The organism is Pectobacterium hainanensis, assembly GCF_046237015.1.
In the GTDB taxonomy this organism is placed as follows: domain Bacteria; phylum Pseudomonadota; class Gammaproteobacteria; order Enterobacterales; family Enterobacteriaceae; genus JBJYIN01.
This window is the reverse complement of sequence record NZ_JBJYIN010000005.1, coordinates 192,407-208,475: the sequence shown is the minus strand read 5'-3', so window position 1 is coordinate 208,475 and position 16,069 is coordinate 192,407. Positions and strand designations below refer to the sequence as shown.

General features: G+C 47.1%; 11 protein-coding genes. 6 read left to right on the top strand and 5 right to left on the bottom strand.

Translation table 11 applies throughout. The annotated features are described in order from the left end of the window. From ACKPVM_RS07135 to ACKPVM_RS07125, 3 genes are all read right to left on the bottom strand, one after another. The gene (locus ACKPVM_RS07135; protein WP_409308134.1) at nt 1-1,005 is read right to left on the bottom strand and encodes a PfkB family carbohydrate kinase; all 1,005 of its coding nucleotides are present in this window, start codon (nt 1,003-1,005) and stop codon (nt 1-3) included. Next, nucleotides 995-2,017 (bottom strand): ADP-ribosylglycohydrolase family protein, encoded by a 1,023-nt coding sequence (locus ACKPVM_RS07130; RefSeq protein WP_409308132.1) that lies wholly within the window; start codon nt 2,015-2,017, stop codon nt 995-997. Before ACKPVM_RS07130 ends, ACKPVM_RS07135 begins: the two co-directional genes overlap by 11 nt. A gap of 124 nt (nt 2,018-2,141) precedes the next feature. Next, a complete protein-coding gene (locus tag ACKPVM_RS07125; RefSeq protein WP_409308131.1) occupies nt 2,142-3,413 on the bottom strand; it encodes a nucleoside permease in 1,272 nt (423 codons plus the stop codon). 366 nt (nt 3,414-3,779) lie between these two features. Here ACKPVM_RS07125 and ACKPVM_RS07120 point away from each other — a divergent pair, with 366 nt between their 5' ends. The 5 genes from ACKPVM_RS07120 to ACKPVM_RS07100 all read left to right on the top strand — a co-directional run bounded on the left by ACKPVM_RS07120 (nt 3,780) and on the right by ACKPVM_RS07100 (nt 10,802). Beyond that, nucleotides 3,780-4,865, top strand: a complete 1,086-nt coding sequence (locus ACKPVM_RS07120) for a dienelactone hydrolase family protein (protein ID WP_409308129.1) — start codon at nt 3,780-3,782, stop codon at nt 4,863-4,865. 111 nt (nt 4,866-4,976) lie between these two features. Then, nucleotides 4,977-5,435, top strand: coding sequence for a putative periplasmic lipoprotein (locus tag ACKPVM_RS07115; RefSeq protein WP_409308127.1), 459 nt, complete (start codon nt 4,977-4,979; stop codon nt 5,433-5,435). 178 nt (nt 5,436-5,613) lie between these two features. Then, nucleotides 5,614-7,908 (top strand): hypothetical protein, encoded by a 2,295-nt coding sequence (locus ACKPVM_RS07110; protein WP_409308126.1) that lies wholly within the window; start codon nt 5,614-5,616, stop codon nt 7,906-7,908. A gap of 448 nt (nt 7,909-8,356) precedes the next feature. After that, nucleotides 8,357-9,520 (top strand): mandelate racemase/muconate lactonizing enzyme family protein, encoded by a 1,164-nt coding sequence (locus ACKPVM_RS07105; protein WP_409308125.1) that lies wholly within the window; start codon nt 8,357-8,359, stop codon nt 9,518-9,520. Next, nucleotides 9,507-10,802, top strand: a complete 1,296-nt coding sequence (locus tag ACKPVM_RS07100) for an MFS transporter (RefSeq protein WP_409308124.1) — start codon at nt 9,507-9,509, stop codon at nt 10,800-10,802. Before ACKPVM_RS07105 ends, ACKPVM_RS07100 begins: the two co-directional genes overlap by 14 nt. 88 nt (nt 10,803-10,890) lie before the next feature. On the opposite strand, the gene ACKPVM_RS07095 is transcribed toward ACKPVM_RS07100, so the two are convergent. Next, nucleotides 10,891-12,219: an MmgE/PrpD family protein gene (locus ACKPVM_RS07095; RefSeq protein ID WP_409308123.1), complete on the bottom strand. Its 1,329-nt coding sequence runs from the start codon at nt 12,217-12,219 to the stop codon at nt 10,891-10,893. A 121-nt stretch (nt 12,220-12,340) separates the two neighbouring features. Beyond that, a complete protein-coding gene (locus ACKPVM_RS07090; RefSeq protein WP_409308121.1) occupies nt 12,341-13,324 on the bottom strand; it encodes a helix-turn-helix domain-containing protein in 984 nt (327 codons plus the stop codon). A gap of 419 nt (nt 13,325-13,743) precedes the next feature. On the opposite strand from ACKPVM_RS07090, the gene ACKPVM_RS07085 reads away from it, so the two are divergent. Then, nucleotides 13,744-16,017: a TonB-dependent siderophore receptor gene (locus tag ACKPVM_RS07085; protein ID WP_409308119.1), complete on the top strand. Its 2,274-nt coding sequence runs from the start codon at nt 13,744-13,746 to the stop codon at nt 16,015-16,017. Nucleotides 16,018-16,069 lie beyond the last annotated feature (52 nt).

Here is a 16,069-nt window from a genome sequence, read left to right as displayed (position 1 = left end):
TCAGCAAGGTGTGACGTCGCGCGTTTGCAGATATTGGCTGAGCTGCTGGCGAGAGGGGGCGCAGTCTCCGCCTCGGTGGCTAACAACAAAAGAGGCAACCGAATTGCCTAATGTGATTGCCCTGTCTAATGTCCAGCCGGATGCCAGACCGGCAAGTACCCCGCCAGCGTGGCTGTCGCCGGCACCGATGGTATCGACCACTCGAGCGTTGAATGGCGCAACCCAACCAGCCTGCTGTGCGGTACAGTAGTAAGCGCCTTCTTTATCCATTCGGACAATCACTGGGCAGTGATGGCGGCGATACCACTCTTTTGCCAGCCTATCCACATCCTGAGTATCAAGCTGCTCCTGTGTACCTGCATTGTCGGTTTTTAGCAGGTAAGCGGCCTCATCACGGTTCACAGAAACAATCGGATTTCTGGCAAGAATGCGTGCCAATCGATCGGGCGCAATATCTGCAATGCGTGGACCGAAATCAATAAACAACGTGGTATCGGCAGATCGTGTTTCCAGCCAATCGATCAGCGCTTCGCCGTTTTTACTGGATAACTGATAGCCCGACAAATATATCAGCGCATCTGGATCAATCGTTAATTCTGACAGGATATCGGCTGACCATTGATTTTCTACTCCGCTAACTGACAAGAACGTCCGTTCTCCATCTGGTTCAATAAGCGCCAGACACCAGCCGTTATCACCCTCATCCGTTTGGATGACGCTTTCTATTCCTTTCTTTTGCAAGGCATTACGAATGATATCAGCCCAAACGCCTTGTCCGAGGGGAAGGGCATTCAGTGAGGTCATTTCGAGTTGCTTTAGGGTGATGGCGATATTAAGCGCACATCCCCCAATATTCACGCCTTGTTGGTGAAGTTCAATATCGCTACCACGGTGTGGCAGCGAATAAGCGTCGGCGATGACATCAATCACTGCTGCGCCGATGACGCAAATCTGACGCCGATTTTTCAATGTGGATATCTGCGCAATAAGCTTATCAGCTGGCATAACCTGCCTCTCTTTGTGAACGCAGGTGCAGCAGTGAACGGCTGTACTGCGTAACGTCAATCTGATTGACCTGATCTAATTGCTGCTTAAGTGCGACATCAAAACTTTCTATGCCGTTTAATGCCCCGCAGATGGCGGTGGCCATGGCGCCGATGGTATCGGTATCTCCGCCCAGATTGGCACACAAAATAGCGCACCGGTTGGCATCCGTTTGGGATAGTTCGACCATGGCGATAGCGGTTGGAACAGATTCGATGGTTGACGTGCCAGCACCAATCAGGTGGTAGATCCGATCCATCGTTTGCTCTACCCCATGACCTTGCCGGACCACCTGTAAAGCCAGTTCAATACGAGCCGCGATGGAGGCGCTGAATGTTGTCGTGTTTTTTTCCTGAGCGGCTTTAGCAATCGCGGGGAGCTGATCGCTGATCGCTGCCCAACTGCTCCCATCAATGGCCTTGGATATCGCCCAGGCAACCGCGGTTGCACCGGCAATCGCGACATCGGATTTATGCGTTGGGCTGGAGGCGAGTTCGACTTCAGTAATAAAGTCTGCCAGAGAATGGGTTGGCAGTAGGCATCCCAATGGAGAAACCCGCATGGCTGCGCCATTTGTGACACCGTTGTTTTCCAATGTGGCAATATCCTGCCCTTGATCAATCGCCCGTAGCGCAATTTTTGACGTTGGGCCCAGTACGTTTTTATTAAACGCATCAAAGCGTATCGCCCAGTCAAGAATATTTCGACCGATAATGTTGGGATCGATACGGCCTTCACACTCAATGATGGCATCAGCCAGCGCCAGCGCCATTGACGTATCATCGGTGTATTCCGCCACATTGAAGTAGCAGGCGGCACTATTTTCAGCGGGGCCCGGGAGGAAACGATCAATCCAGCCAAAATGCGATTTAACACGCGAACGCGGCCAGAGTTCAGACGGCATTCCCATCGCGTCTCCCAGAATTTGTCCGTATAACGTGCCTGTGATTCGGCTTTCTTTATTGTCTAGCATGAGATCATCCTCAATCGTGAACTGAGCGTAACACCTTCCTGATTAAGCAAAAGCGTTACGTTGGTGTTTGTTGCCCTTGGTGTTGGCAAAATTAATCGGCGTTTTCGCACTTACGCTTTCGTATTTACGCTGAGGTAGAAGGCGTTTTATCCGTATGAATTTTAATGGGTTGGATTTCTCGGGCGGACTCACGGAATAACACCAGAAAAATAACGGTGATAATGGCGATCATGATACCGCCGAATGCCCACATGCCGGCCCAGTTAAACGTCAGACCATTCTGTGGTTCTGGATAAGCAAAGAGTCGCTCCATCATCCAGCCTCCCAGACGATAGCCGAGTAAACTACCGATCCCCTGACATCCCAAAGTGATCAAGCCTTGAGCGGCATTACGCATTTGCACTGGCGTCTTTTTGTCCACATAGACGTAGGCGGTCACGAAGTAGAAATCGTAACTCACGCCGTGTAGCAAAATACCCATGAACAGTAACGCGTAAGTGAACAGGTGCTCTGCACCCCCATAAACGAAGAAAATGTAACGGATAGCGGCAGTAGCCAAACCTAGAATCAGAACTTTTTTGATCCCAAAACGTTTCGTGAAGAAGGGGAGTGCCAGCATGAAGAAGATTTCTGAAAACTGACCCAGCGTCATCCACCCTGTGGCATTCGCCATACCCACTTCGGTCAGATAGCCATTGGCGAAAATATAGTAAAACGCCAGTGGCATACTGAACATGAATGAGCAGATAAAGAAGACTAAAAAGTTACGATCTTTCAGTAATACCAGCGCATCCAGACCCAGCATCACTTTCAGGCTCAGCTTTCCGGTTCCTTTCGGTTCGGTATGCGGTAGCGTCAGGGCGAATATGCCAAGCAGTAATGAACAAGCCGCCGTTAACTCCAGCGGAATTTTAGTCGCTGAAATATCACCGAAACCTAACATCGGCGGCAGGAAGCCACAGGCGATGCCAGAAACGATCCAACCGATGGTGCCCATGACACGGATACGAGGAAAATCCCGCTCTACGTCGGCGACATGTGAAAAAGCAATACTGTTAGTCAGCGCTATCGTTGGCATGTAGGTGAGTGAATAGGCTAATAACAGTGGGAAGAATGTACTGAACTGCGTCTGCTGAGCAGCCAGATACATCAGTACCGCCCCCGTCACCATGAGCAACGCCAGCATTTTTTGTGCGGCGAAAAAGCGGTCAGTGAGTGAACCCACCAGGATGGGCGACAAAATAGCGGCAATGGACGTACAGGCGTAACACCAGGCAATTTGTGTCGGGGTAAACCCATTTCCATGCAAGAACGGCCATAGGGGAACAAACCAGGCTCCCCATATAAACCATTCAAGGAACATCATGAATGAGAGTTTGGATATTGTTTTATTCATTATTTTCATTCCTTCACCGGTGTGTAGGGGAGCGAGAGGTATATAACCTTTACAACACCATTAACGTTATCACTGGATGATACCTTTGCAATACCTTTATGTTTATAATTTGACCCTTGTAACATTTTTCAAACGTTTCCTTCTTCTGTGGAATAGTGATTTTCGCATTGGCACAGACGGGCTTTTTTACTACTTGCTTCGCAAAATTACACTTCCCTTTGTGGATTTTCATCTGCTCGATTGACAATCAAATATCAAACAGAAACGATGTTTTATTTTTAAGATTATGGTGAGGAGAATAAGCATGGTACGCCCGTTTTACTCCCTGTATCGCTATTATCCCGCACGCTGCTTATGGTCAATGAAATGAATACGTCTGTACCCGCTGTCACCGATGAAGGGCTGCCATCGTTTTATACACAGCTAAAGCGGCAGATGACCTATCCTGGTTCCTGGCTATCAGGAAACGATACCGACTTTACGTTGTGGAAATCTGGCGCACGGCAGAGGCTACGTACATCGTTGCTGACGCCAGATGCGACGAAAGCGTTTGTTCCTCAAACGTGTGAACGACAGGATCGCGGGAGTTATACGGCAGAGAAGGTGATTTTCAACCTCACAGATGAAAGTCGCGTTAATGCACTATTACTGTCCCCCAACGCATCGGGACCTCACCCTGCGATTGTTCTGCTACACGATCACGGCTCAATGTTTGATATCGGTAAGGAAAAAACGATCAAACCGTGGGGCGATACGGAGCAACTGACTCTTGCACAAACATGGGCGGATACGTATTTCTCAGGGCGCTTTGTCGGTGATGAACTGGCGACGCGAGGCTATGTGGTGCTGGCTGTCGATGCATTAGGCTGGGGAGAACGGGGACCGATAAAATATGAACAACAACAGGCGTTGGCGAGCAATTTTTTTAATCTGGGACGTTCGCTGGCGGGGCTGATGGCCTATGAGGATATGCGGGCAATAGATTTTCTGGCATCGCTTGATCAGGTCGATAAGCAACGCATTGGCGTTGTGGGATTTTCGATGGGGGCTTATCGAGCCTGGCAGTTAGCGGCGTTATCAGACAAGGTGGCTGCAACGGCGGCGATTGCCTGGTTCGGGACGTATGATGGTCTTATGACGCCGGGCAATAATGTGTTGAGGGGGCAGTCGGCATTCTACATGTTGCACCCTGGGTTACCGGGACATTTTGACTTTCCAGACGTGGCAAGCATATCGGCGCCGAATCCGATGTTATTGTTCAATGGTGGGAAAGATCACTTGTTCCCCACTCATTCTGTGGTGGCAGCGTATGAAAAAATACATAAAATTTGGCAATCGCAATGCGCAGACAGTCGGCTGGAAACAAGAATCTGGCCTGAATTAGGTCATGTTTTCTGTCGAGAACAGCAGGACGCCGTTTTTGCCTGGTTGGATCGTTGGTTAAAGGAATAACCGGTACGGGTCTGTATTATGATTGATTTTTTGATAAAATGCGGATTGCATAAATGAATGTTTAATCTCTGCGTGTTCAGAGATTTTTTTTACGCTGACAAGGATGAAAGAATGAAGAAATACTTGGGTGTGTTCATGCTGGCGTTATGGTTGTCGGGGTGTGATAGCGGGGAAAAGTTTTATCTTATTGATAAGATTCATCTTGAATTCGATAACAGCGAAGAGGTGATGACTAAAGAAGAGCTGTCTGTGATTCAGCAGGGGATTGCCAAAAGAGCGGTTGATAGCAAAGATGGTATCTATTTTAGTTTCATATCTGATCAAGGTTTTTACTACATTGACGGCGAAAAGTATGATGCTGGCCTTAAAGATGGACGGATGAAATTCAACGATATATTGCTGACGGTAAAAAAGGATGAAAAAGATACGATCAGTCTGGTATCGGATAAAAAAACAAACTGTGATTTCTTTGATTGTGAAATTTCAATGACATTGAAGCAGGTTGAAGAAAAGTCACCAGAATTTGTCAAGATGAAACAACATATTGATGAGAAGAAGAAAGCTGAATAGACCTGATTTATTCGGAACAGTGATGTACTCGTCTTGTATATCCGTCATACTTCAAGCCGCTTGTGTGTTGGCTGCTTAAACAGCCAGGGTATAACGTTGTTCAAAACAATAACGTTTTGTCACGCAGCTCGAATTATTTTGGTTATTGATGTTTTTTTAATTTAACAAGGATGAAAGAATGAAGAAGTACCTGGGTGTGTTCATTCTGGCGTTATGGTTATCGGGGTGTGACGGAGAAAAGAAAATTAGCGAGGGAACCTATCTGATTGATGATATTCGTATTGTATTTGATGGGGCTAGTAATAAAGAGGATGACCCCTTCAAATCAGCCGTTTCTGAAGGCCTTAAAGAGATTAAAGACGATATCTATTTCAATTTTACCTCCACGCAAGCGACATATTATACCCCAAAAAAACGGTATACCGAGGAGCTGAAAGGTAATCGGATTCAGATCGAAAATGTGTGGCATACGATAAATATAGATGAGAAAAACACGATTCGATTAGTGTCAGATAGAAAATCAGCCTGTTCGATTTATGACTGTGAAATTACGATGATCCTGAAGAAGAAGGACGATCAATCACCGGAAGTCATCAGAATCAAGCAAAATTTTGAAAAGTGGAGAATCGCCAGAGAAACGCAGCTTCTTGAGCAAAAAAGTATGTTTAATCAAGTGCCAATGGACGATTTCCCCGGTATTCTATTTTCGCCAGAGGCCAATTTTACCATTAAACTACCGTTTCGCATGTTTGACAAAATCAGTCAGCGGAAATCCGGTATGTATATCCGCAGAATGGGGCGTCTGCTGATCGATAAAGAAAATGAAGACACACTGATCTATACCCATCAGGATCAACAGACTGATTTTGATCTGTTTACCGTTAGCGCAGAGAAAAGCGATTTTAATTTGGCATTGTGGTTGGAAGGTCAAAATGAAGTCTTATTCCAGTCAGACAGCGGTGCTGCTTATTACAACCGGCAAGGCATACTGGAAGCGGTATATTTTCAATATGATGAATCGACCCATCGCTATTTTGTCGGTTTAGCCAATACTGAAGAAATTGTACCGCTCGCTAAAGCATTTGCCGTGTTGCGCACGATGGATAAACGCTACCGTGGCGAACAAGTATTATCTATGCGCGATTTGGCGTTATCTCAGCAGGCGCTGGAGGAAAAATACGGTATCAAGATTGCCGATGAATTTGATCTTGCTGATATGCATCAAATTCTCTGGGAAGCGATCGATGACGCTTTAGCAAAACCGATCCGTTTTATGACACAGAGGATGAGGCGTACGGCTATCGCCTTTCCGTCAGGTAGTCGGTACGAACATGATGTGCTGGTCTCTGTTTCTACCAAAACACGTGCTGAATTAATGGCAGAGGTGAAGGCAAAAATCCCTGAGGGAAAACAGATAGATGAGCATGTGTTTGTTTATGGCGATATGGTGTCCGATGGCTATGAATATTATGTTGATGCCAAGGATGGATTTACCTTGCATTTTACGGTGACCCATGACACTGGTACGCCATTGGAACGATTGATGTTTGTTCAGGTATTGCGGCAGCTCGATCTTGCTCGTTTCCCCACAATTCCAGAGCAAGAGAAAAAAAATCTGTTTAAGTATAACCGCCCGGAAGGTTCTCGCGATGATACCAGTGAGCGCTATTTCGTCGTTAAGGAAGGGCTGCTTGATAGTACAGGTAACTTAATTATTCCTGCTCCAGATGACGGATATTTTAATTTTAGTGAAAGCGAACCTTATCTATTGGCGACTAAATACAAACCGTGGGGTGAACATACTTATAGAGCGACATATGAAGGATTTATATTTGACGATAAAGGGAAATCTCTCCTTTATACTCCGGTATTTAAAGGCATCATTGAGCAGCGATTCGTTATCGGTGGTGATGAGAACAAGCTCGGGCTGTATGATTTAAAAGATCATAAATGGTTATTGAAACCAACTTATCACGAATTGAAATGGCATGACGGTGTTTATATTGGCTCTCACGTCAATATTCAAGAATCTGACAGTATGAGTGTGACGGAAAAGATCAAAGAGGACTTACTTGATAAAAATGCCCGAGTGATTGCCTCAGGTAAAGACATCAGAATGATTAAAAATAAGGACCGTATTATTGTTATTGGTTCTGATGAAAAGATTGTCAATCTTGTCAATAAGCAGGGAAAGATATTATTTACGCGTGTGGGTAGTGATTTGGAATATGTGCCAGAAATTGATGCTTATTCCGTGAGGGAACTCGGCTCTGCCAATGTCAGAAAACGGATAGGGATTGTGAGTGAGCGTGGCGAAGTGATTTTCCCGGTTGAGTATGGTGGATATTTGATACAGGATGGATACCTTGAGATGTCATCGGCTGATTTTAGCCGCGTCAGTCTATTTGAAGTCGACAAGGTTAAAAACTGGCGTAATCACCAGCCTTTAAAGGAAGTGGTTGTCTCTCCTTAGGTTTTTCTTCAATATTGTAGTGCGGTAACATTGTTGTGCAGTACATTGTAGTGCGGTCTATGGCGCGTGATTGAACACGAAAGCCCTAGACCGCCTATCATCGCGCTAGGCGATCTAGGGTGTTAAGTATGACATCCGACTGCCTGCGGCATCCCGTATAGGAAAGCGTGGCTACGCCTATATCTGTCATATACCCCTCATACTTCAAGTTGCCTATGTGCTGGTTTAGGGGATATTTATATAATTTTCTTCTTGTGATGGCATTCACGCGTCGCTATTCATTTGCCTAAAAAATAATGAGACAAGCATAATTAATGCTGGGCGTATTAATAATGTTAGTCACTTCTCTCCTTTTTATAATTCTGACGATGTTTGTTTTTAAATGCATATAAAACATATGGTTAACGCTTCGTCTTACATGTTTTTGTTATTTGTATAAGAGGGAAATATGAAGATTACAAATATAGAAGTGATTCGTCTTGCCATTCCTTTTAGTTCAGGAAGAAACCAGGAAAATGAATTAGATAACGACCGTTATAATGCTGCTTCTCCTACGCTAAAAAAGATGGAAACATTATTAGTTCGCGTTACAACAGATAATGGATTACAAGGATGGGGCGAAGGGTTTGGGCATCTTTGTAACCCTGTGACCTTCAATGCGCTGCAAGGGGTTGTTGGAAATTTTTTCTTGGGGAAAGAAATTGGACCATCACCCGATGATATTCAGGCACTGATGGTGAGTGCGGAACAAGCCTTACACGCTTTTGGCCGTTCTGGCCCGATTGTCTATGCATTATCGGCGATAGATATTGCGCTATGGGATCTTGCGGCTAAACAACAGGGTATTCCACTTTACCGGTTCCTTGGTTCTCACCGCAGCCAAATTGATGTTTATGCCAGCCTGGTGAGCTATGGCGAACCTGCACTGGCGGTGACGAATGCATTACGTGCGTATCATGCGGGTTTTAAAACCATAAAATTACATGAAACAGCTTATACAACCATTGCCGCAGTACGAGAAGCGTTACCACAGGATGTCGCATTGATGGTTGATGTGAATTGTCCCTGGGATGTCGATGAAGCTGTAAAGAATGCAAAAGCCCTGCGTCACTTATCGCTAACCTGGCTGGAAGAACCGGTTTGGCCGCCGGATGATATTGCGGGTCTGGCCCAGGTCAAAGCTGAAGGCGTTCCAATCGCCGCCGGTGAAAATGCGAATGGCGTACAAGGATTTATTCAACACTTTGTCGCCAATGCGATCTCGGTTGCACAACCCAGCGTTGCGAAAGTCGGAGGGATTAGTGCATCACTTCAGGTATTTAAACTCGCTGATAAGTACAAGGTAAAAGTAGTTCCCCATTGTTTTTATTATGGCGCAGGTTTGATGGCAACAGCGCATTTGGTTGCCACCCTGCCAAGCGAGGTTGCATTGGAGGTGCCTTATATTCAATGGACAGATAACCTTTATCCGCAATTAGCGTTTTCTCCTTATATGCAATTACCTGATTTACCCGGATTGGGTTTTGAACCTGATATGGCCGTCATCGATCAATATTGTATAGCCCGCGCGACATTAACGTTCGGCGAGGAGAAATCACATGTTGCAGCATAAATATCGTTGGGTTGTCGCACTTTTGTTATTTCTGGCTGGCATGCTTAATTATCTTGATCGTGCGGCATTATCCGTAATGGCTCCGTTAATTAAAAAGGATCTTCATATTGATGATGCGCAGATGGGGATCTTGTTCAGTTGTTTCTTTGTCGGGTACTGTCTTTTTTGTTTCATTGGCGGCTGGGGGGCTGACAAATACGGGCCTCGTAAAGTGTTTGCGTGGGCTGCCGGGCTATGGTCTGTTTTTTGCGGTGCTACGGCGATTGTTTCTGGATTTGCTCATCTCTTGGTTGTACGGGTGTTGTTTGGTATTGGCGAAGGGCCGATGGGAACCACGACAAATAAGTCTATTTCTAACTGGTTTCCTAAACGTGAAGTCGGACGTGCGGTTGGGCTGACAAATGCGGGTCAACCGTTGGGAGCAGCACTGGCCGCACCGGTTGTCGGTCTGGTTGGGTTGAGCTTTGGCTGGCGTATTTCTTTTATTGTGATTGCGCTACTGGGATTCGTGTGGCTAGCGTTTTGGTTGATATTTTTCCGCGATAAACCAGAGTTACATCACCGTGTGAGCGAGGAAGAAACGGCGCTTATTGTGAGTCAGCGTCCCGCAGCATCGTCGAATCATGTGGTAAAAGAGGGCACATCCGATCAACATAGCATCTTTTATTATGTGTTCTCGATGCCGGTTCTTGGCGTTGCTGCCGCATTTTTTTGTTTTAACTATATTCAATTCTTTTTTCTCTCCTGGTTACCCAGTTATCTGACCGATTTTCAACACCTCGATATTAAAAGTATGAGCATCATAGGAATCTTGCCGTGGCTGGGGGCAACATGCGGGTTTATTGGCGGTGGCATTATTTCTGACTGGCTGTATCGGACGACTGGTAATTTTCTGTTTTCGCGTAAGCTGGTGATTTTTTGTGGTCTGGCGATTGCCGCCGTTTGCGTCATGTTGACGGCTTATGCTTCAAATGTGACGATGGCCGTTGGGTTAATCACTGTCGCGAGTATTTTTGCCTACATGACGCCGCAGGCCTGTTGGTCACTGCTACAGGATATTGTACCTGCTGCGCGTATCGGTTCCGCCGGTGGCTTTGTCCACTTGCTGGCGAATTTAGCCGGTATTCTTTCTCCTGGTATTACTGGTTTTTTGATTCAGTATGGTGGCGGGTATCAGTCTGCCTTTATGCTCGCCAGTATTTTAGCGGTATTAGGGATCGTCGTGTTGGTTCTCTTTGTTCGTCAGGGAAAAGTGGACTTACTCAGGGCTCCGGCTGTGTGAGTCATTGACCGTACAAATCATTTCCCTCGTGGCCAACCTTAGGTTGGCCACATCCACTTTCAGCGTGGTTGTTGATGAACGCCGGTATTTATGGAAACAGTATTCCCAGTAGATAGTGTAAATCGCCAGCTTGTCTGAGTTCACAACGCCTGGCGATGTGGTTGCTATCCAGATGTGGGAGTGAACCTATCGTTTGTTGTAGTTTTGCCTGTAGATCTGTGGGTTTATCTGCGGTTTCCCGGCGGGTAACACGTTTGGTGAGTGTGGAACCATCATGTAAATACAGAGTCACCTCATGGAAACGGGCATCAGGATCGAGTTCGTCTGGTGGCGCGGTTTCGTCGGCAACGCGCTGCACTTTGTCGGCCAGTGCCAGAATATCAGGAACCACAGGTTCTTCAGTGAACCGCTCCAGTTTTAGTTCACCTTCCAGCAGTGCCGCAGCAATCACGTATTCCAGGCTGAAACGAGCTTCAACTCCCGTTGTTGCTCTGTGGATAAAGGGCGCGATATCACCACCGGGTGGGAAAGAAACGGTGATACGCGCTACGCTATCCGTCAGTGGTTTGACACCATGCTGTGCGTTCCATTGCTTTCTGAGTTCAAAAGCCGCTTCCGCTGCACTGTGTGTTCCCCCGCAAGTCGGATAACGTTTGAATTCCAGACCGGGAGAAAGAATACGCCACGGCGTTCCCCAGGATGCGGTGAGCTGCGTTGGTTGTTGTTTCCCATCACCATGCGCAACCAGAAAAGCGTCGATAACCTGTTCTGTATTGCCATGAAAACCCGCCAGTGAGAGCTTGAGCGCGGTGACGCCTGTTCTGGCGGCAAGCCCGGCGTGAAGCGGTTTCGCGGCGGAGCCGAACTGTGCGCGTAAACCCGCCGCTTGCGTCGCTGCCAGCCCGAGCGCTACCTTCGTTTGTTCAACCGATGCACCGAGTAAACGAGCCGCCGCCGCAGTTGCAGCGATGGCACCTAATGTCGCGGTGTTGTGGTAACCGAGACTATAGTGGCGAGATCCACAAGCCAGACCCAGCCTGCCTGCGGCTTCAACGCCAATAACATAGGCAATCAGAAAGGCTTCCTCGGTGATGTGCGGATACTCTGCCGAGAGTGCAAACAGCGCCGGTAATATTGTTGTGCTGGGATGCCCTCGAAAGGCCAGATGGTAATCATCGAAGTCCAGTGCATGGCCAACATAGCCCAGAATCAAGCTTGTGGTTTGACTGTCATTGCCGCTGAAAACCTGCTTTAGCGACGGTAGTCCGCTATCGGTAATTGCACCTTGGGTAATGGGTAGTGCGGTAGCAACAAAATCGGTTACGCCGAGACGTGCCGCATCAATTGCCAACTGATTAGGTAAACTGCATGTAATCCGTTGAGCAAACGTCGTTGTTAAATCTGTTGGGTTGGTCATAAGCAGAAGAAGGTCGACAGTGAAGAAGATCGATAGTAAAGATACCTTAATCTACTGTGCGCCGATGATAGGGGATTAATAACCAAATGAAATATGGTATTTGATTGCGTTATATAAGGATTCAGAAGCGATCTTTAATCTGCCCTGGTGTGATACCAAATGCACGTCGCAAAGCCGTAGCGAAATTGGCTGGACTATTATAGCCCGCGATGCTGGCGGCCTGTGCGATACCAATTCCATCTTTTTTCAACGCCAGCATGGCGCGTTGCAAACGACAATTTCGCAGGTATTCGAATACTGTCATGTTAAACGTCTGACGAAAATGCCGTTGTAGCGTACTTTCGCTCATATTAACGCTCTTGGCGATCTCACTCATAGAAAGCCGATCGGCAGCACCGCTTTCCAACATGTCTCTTACCTGTTGGATACGATGGTAGCCCCGTAACGTGACGCCATTTGTTTTTTCCTGTGTTGCGCTGGCGGTCAACGAGGTGAAGGCTTCGATGATCAGATTCATACACTGTGTTTCAAGATAGAGGCGCTGGAGCGGTGTTTTGCAGGGTTCCGCGTTGAGTATTTGCAGGGCAATAGCCAGCGCATGGCGCGAAGGTGTCCACAGGTGGGTGGCGAGGTGTGTTTGCGTAAAATCATAAATAGCTTGCCAGTCGTCGACGCTATCAAGCAGATTGCCGTACAGCCATTCGCGGCTGAAAGTCAGTGAAATTGTGCGTTCATATTCATCACGTTTGCCCGTGCGTGTAAACAGCGTGGGTTCGGTTAACATGATTAGTGACGCCGGTTGCTGATCGCCCAGATGCAACTGCTGTTCTCCAAATGTCACGTGCGCGGTGCCGTTAACAACGATGGCTAGTTTTATCGAACTGCTGAGGATTCCCTGCGTCTTCATGTTATGCAGGTTGAGTACATCGGCAGTATGCAATGTCACATGCTGGTTTAGCTGGGTCACGCTGAAGCTACCAAAGAGCACCGGTGTGTCATCTACCCATTTTGGACCGAATACACGGTAATCATTCGATAGAAGGCTGGACTGTTCAACAAGATGGTTCTTATAGATGGATTTTGACGACGGAATAGTATTTTGCATGATTCCCCCTTTGTAATGTCTGGTTATCCCCCGCCATTTTGATGTTTTGGCAAAGCAGTTTGCTGTTAGTGCAAACCTCATCCTGAACGACAAATGTAACAATGACTGCGCCAAAATGGTAATGCAAATACTTCTCAATAGCATTTTTCGTCGGGTTGACCCACATCGCTATTGGCTTATCCCATTTTCGGCACTGCGGAAAAAAGTGACTGACTGATGAAAATAATACGTATGCAAACGGCGTATGTTGGAAATGAAAGACGATGCCTTCCTTGATAATAAACGTATTTTCTGCCGGTTTTCTCTCCGCCTTTATTTAGCTCGTTGCTGATTGCCCGCTGCGCCTGTCTTCATCTGCGGCGGCATCAGAACGTCTATTCAGACGATTGACCCATTGATGACAGGGCAGGATGATTTTGATGAAACTACCACAACCACGCCACTATTTGGCGACTCTCATTGGCGTTAGCTGTGGGATGAGCGCTTTCCTGACGGTTGCACAAACGACAGATGTGACCGCTGAAGAACCTGCTGTTCAGGTTAAAAATAATACCACATCGGGCGATACGATGGTGGTGACGGCCGCAGAGCAAACGCGACAGGCTCCGGGCGTGTCGGTGATCACGGCCAAAGATATCAGTAAGCGTCCTCCTACCAACGATTTATCCGAGTTGATTCGTACCATGCCGGGGGTGAATTTAACCGGTAATTCGACCAGTGGTCAGCGGGGAAATAACCGTCAGATCGATATTCGTGGCATGGGGCCAGAAAATACGCTCATTCTGGTGGATGGCAAACCGATTTCCAGTCGTAACGCTGTACGCTATGGCTGGCGTGGTGAGCGTGATACCCGTGGTGATACCAACTGGGTTCCTGCTGATATGGTTGAACGGATTGAAGTGCTGCGTGGTCCTGCGGCTGCTCGCTACGGCAACGGTGCGGCAGGCGGGGTAGTGAACATTATCACCAAACAGCCAACGGATGAATTGCACGGCACCTGGAATACCTACATGAACATGCCGGAACATAAGGCTGAAGGGGCAACCAAACGTACCGATTTCAGCCTGATGGGAGGGTTAACGGATAACCTCAGTTTCCGTCTGTTCGGTAATATTAATAAAACGCAGGCTGATGCCAGAGATATCAATAAAGGCCATCAGTCGGAACGCGTGGGCGCTTATGCGGATACTCTAGCCGCTGGGCGAGAAGGCGTGCGTAACAAAGATATCAACGGCGCGTTGCGCTGGGATATCACCAAGCAACAGTCTCTGGAGTTTGAGGCCGGAGTGAGTCGACAGGGAAATATTTATGCCGGTGATACTCAGAACACTAACAGCAACGCCTATGTCGTCAGTAACTATGGTCGTGAAACCAATCGCATGTATCGGCAGAATTATGCTGTCACCCATCGCGGCTATTGGGACAGTGGGGTCAGTGCTATGTCATATCTGCAATATGAACGCACGCAGAATACCCGATTAGCTGAAGGCCTGGCCGGAGGGCTGGAAGGGATTTTCTCATCGGGGGATTTGTTCAGTACCATTAAATTGGACACCGTTACTGCGCACAGTGAGGTCAATATCCCGTTTGAAGCGTTGTTCAATCAAACGGCAACGGTTGGCGTGGAATGGTCAGAGCAAAAGATGAAAGATCCTGTGTCGAATTCACAAGCACTTAGTGGCGGGACAATCGACGGTTACCCAACAGGTACACGTAGCGATCGCATGTCGGCACGTATTGCATCCATGTTTGTCGAAGATAACGTGGAGTTAAGTTCCAGTACTATGTTAACACCTGCATTGCGTGTGGATCACCATAGTATGGTCGGAACCAACTGGAGCCCGTCGTTGAATTTATCGCAGGGGCTGGGAGATGACTTTACCCTGAAAATGGGCATTGCCCGAGCTTACAAAGCGCCGAACCTGTATCAACTCAACAGTGATTACTTGCTTTATAGTAAAGGGCAAGGATGCGCTGGAACCAGAACACCTTGTTATCTGCTAGGTAATGAAGATCTGAACGCAGAAACCAGTATTAATAAAGAAATTGGTATTGAGTTTAATCGTGATGGTTATCAGGCTGGCGTGACTTACTTCCGTAATGATTATCGTAACAAAATTGAGGCTGGGACTACCGTTCTTTCCAGAACGTCCAATGGTACACGTGTTTTCCAATGGGATAATATTCCGAAAGCGGTAGTTCAAGGGCTTGAGGGAACACTGAATGTCCCTATTAGCGAGGACATTAATTGGAATAACAATATTACCTATATGATTGAGAGTAAAAATAAAGAGACTGGCGAGTATTTGTCTACCATTCCTGAGTTTACGTTGAATTCATCGGTAAGCTGGCAAGCGACGGAAGCGCTCTCTCTCATGGCGGATATGACGTGGTATGGGCGTCAGAAACCGAAAAAATACGACTATCAAGGCAAGCGAGTAACGGATAGTGGTACGAATGAATTAAGTCCTTATGCCATTTTTGGGCTAAGTGGTACTTATGACGTTAACAAATACGCCAGCGTCACTGTGGGGGTGGATAATCTGTTAGATAAGCGCTTATATCGGGCAGGTAACGCGCAGACCACTGATAATACCAGCAATGGGGTTGTGTCTTATATGAGTGGGGCAGGTGCTGCAACGTATAATGAGCCGGGTAGAACCTTCTTTGTCAGCCTGAATACCCGTTTCTAAACCATATTGCCAACCGATATTTTCGGTTGGCGCTGATAGGAAGAGACAACGC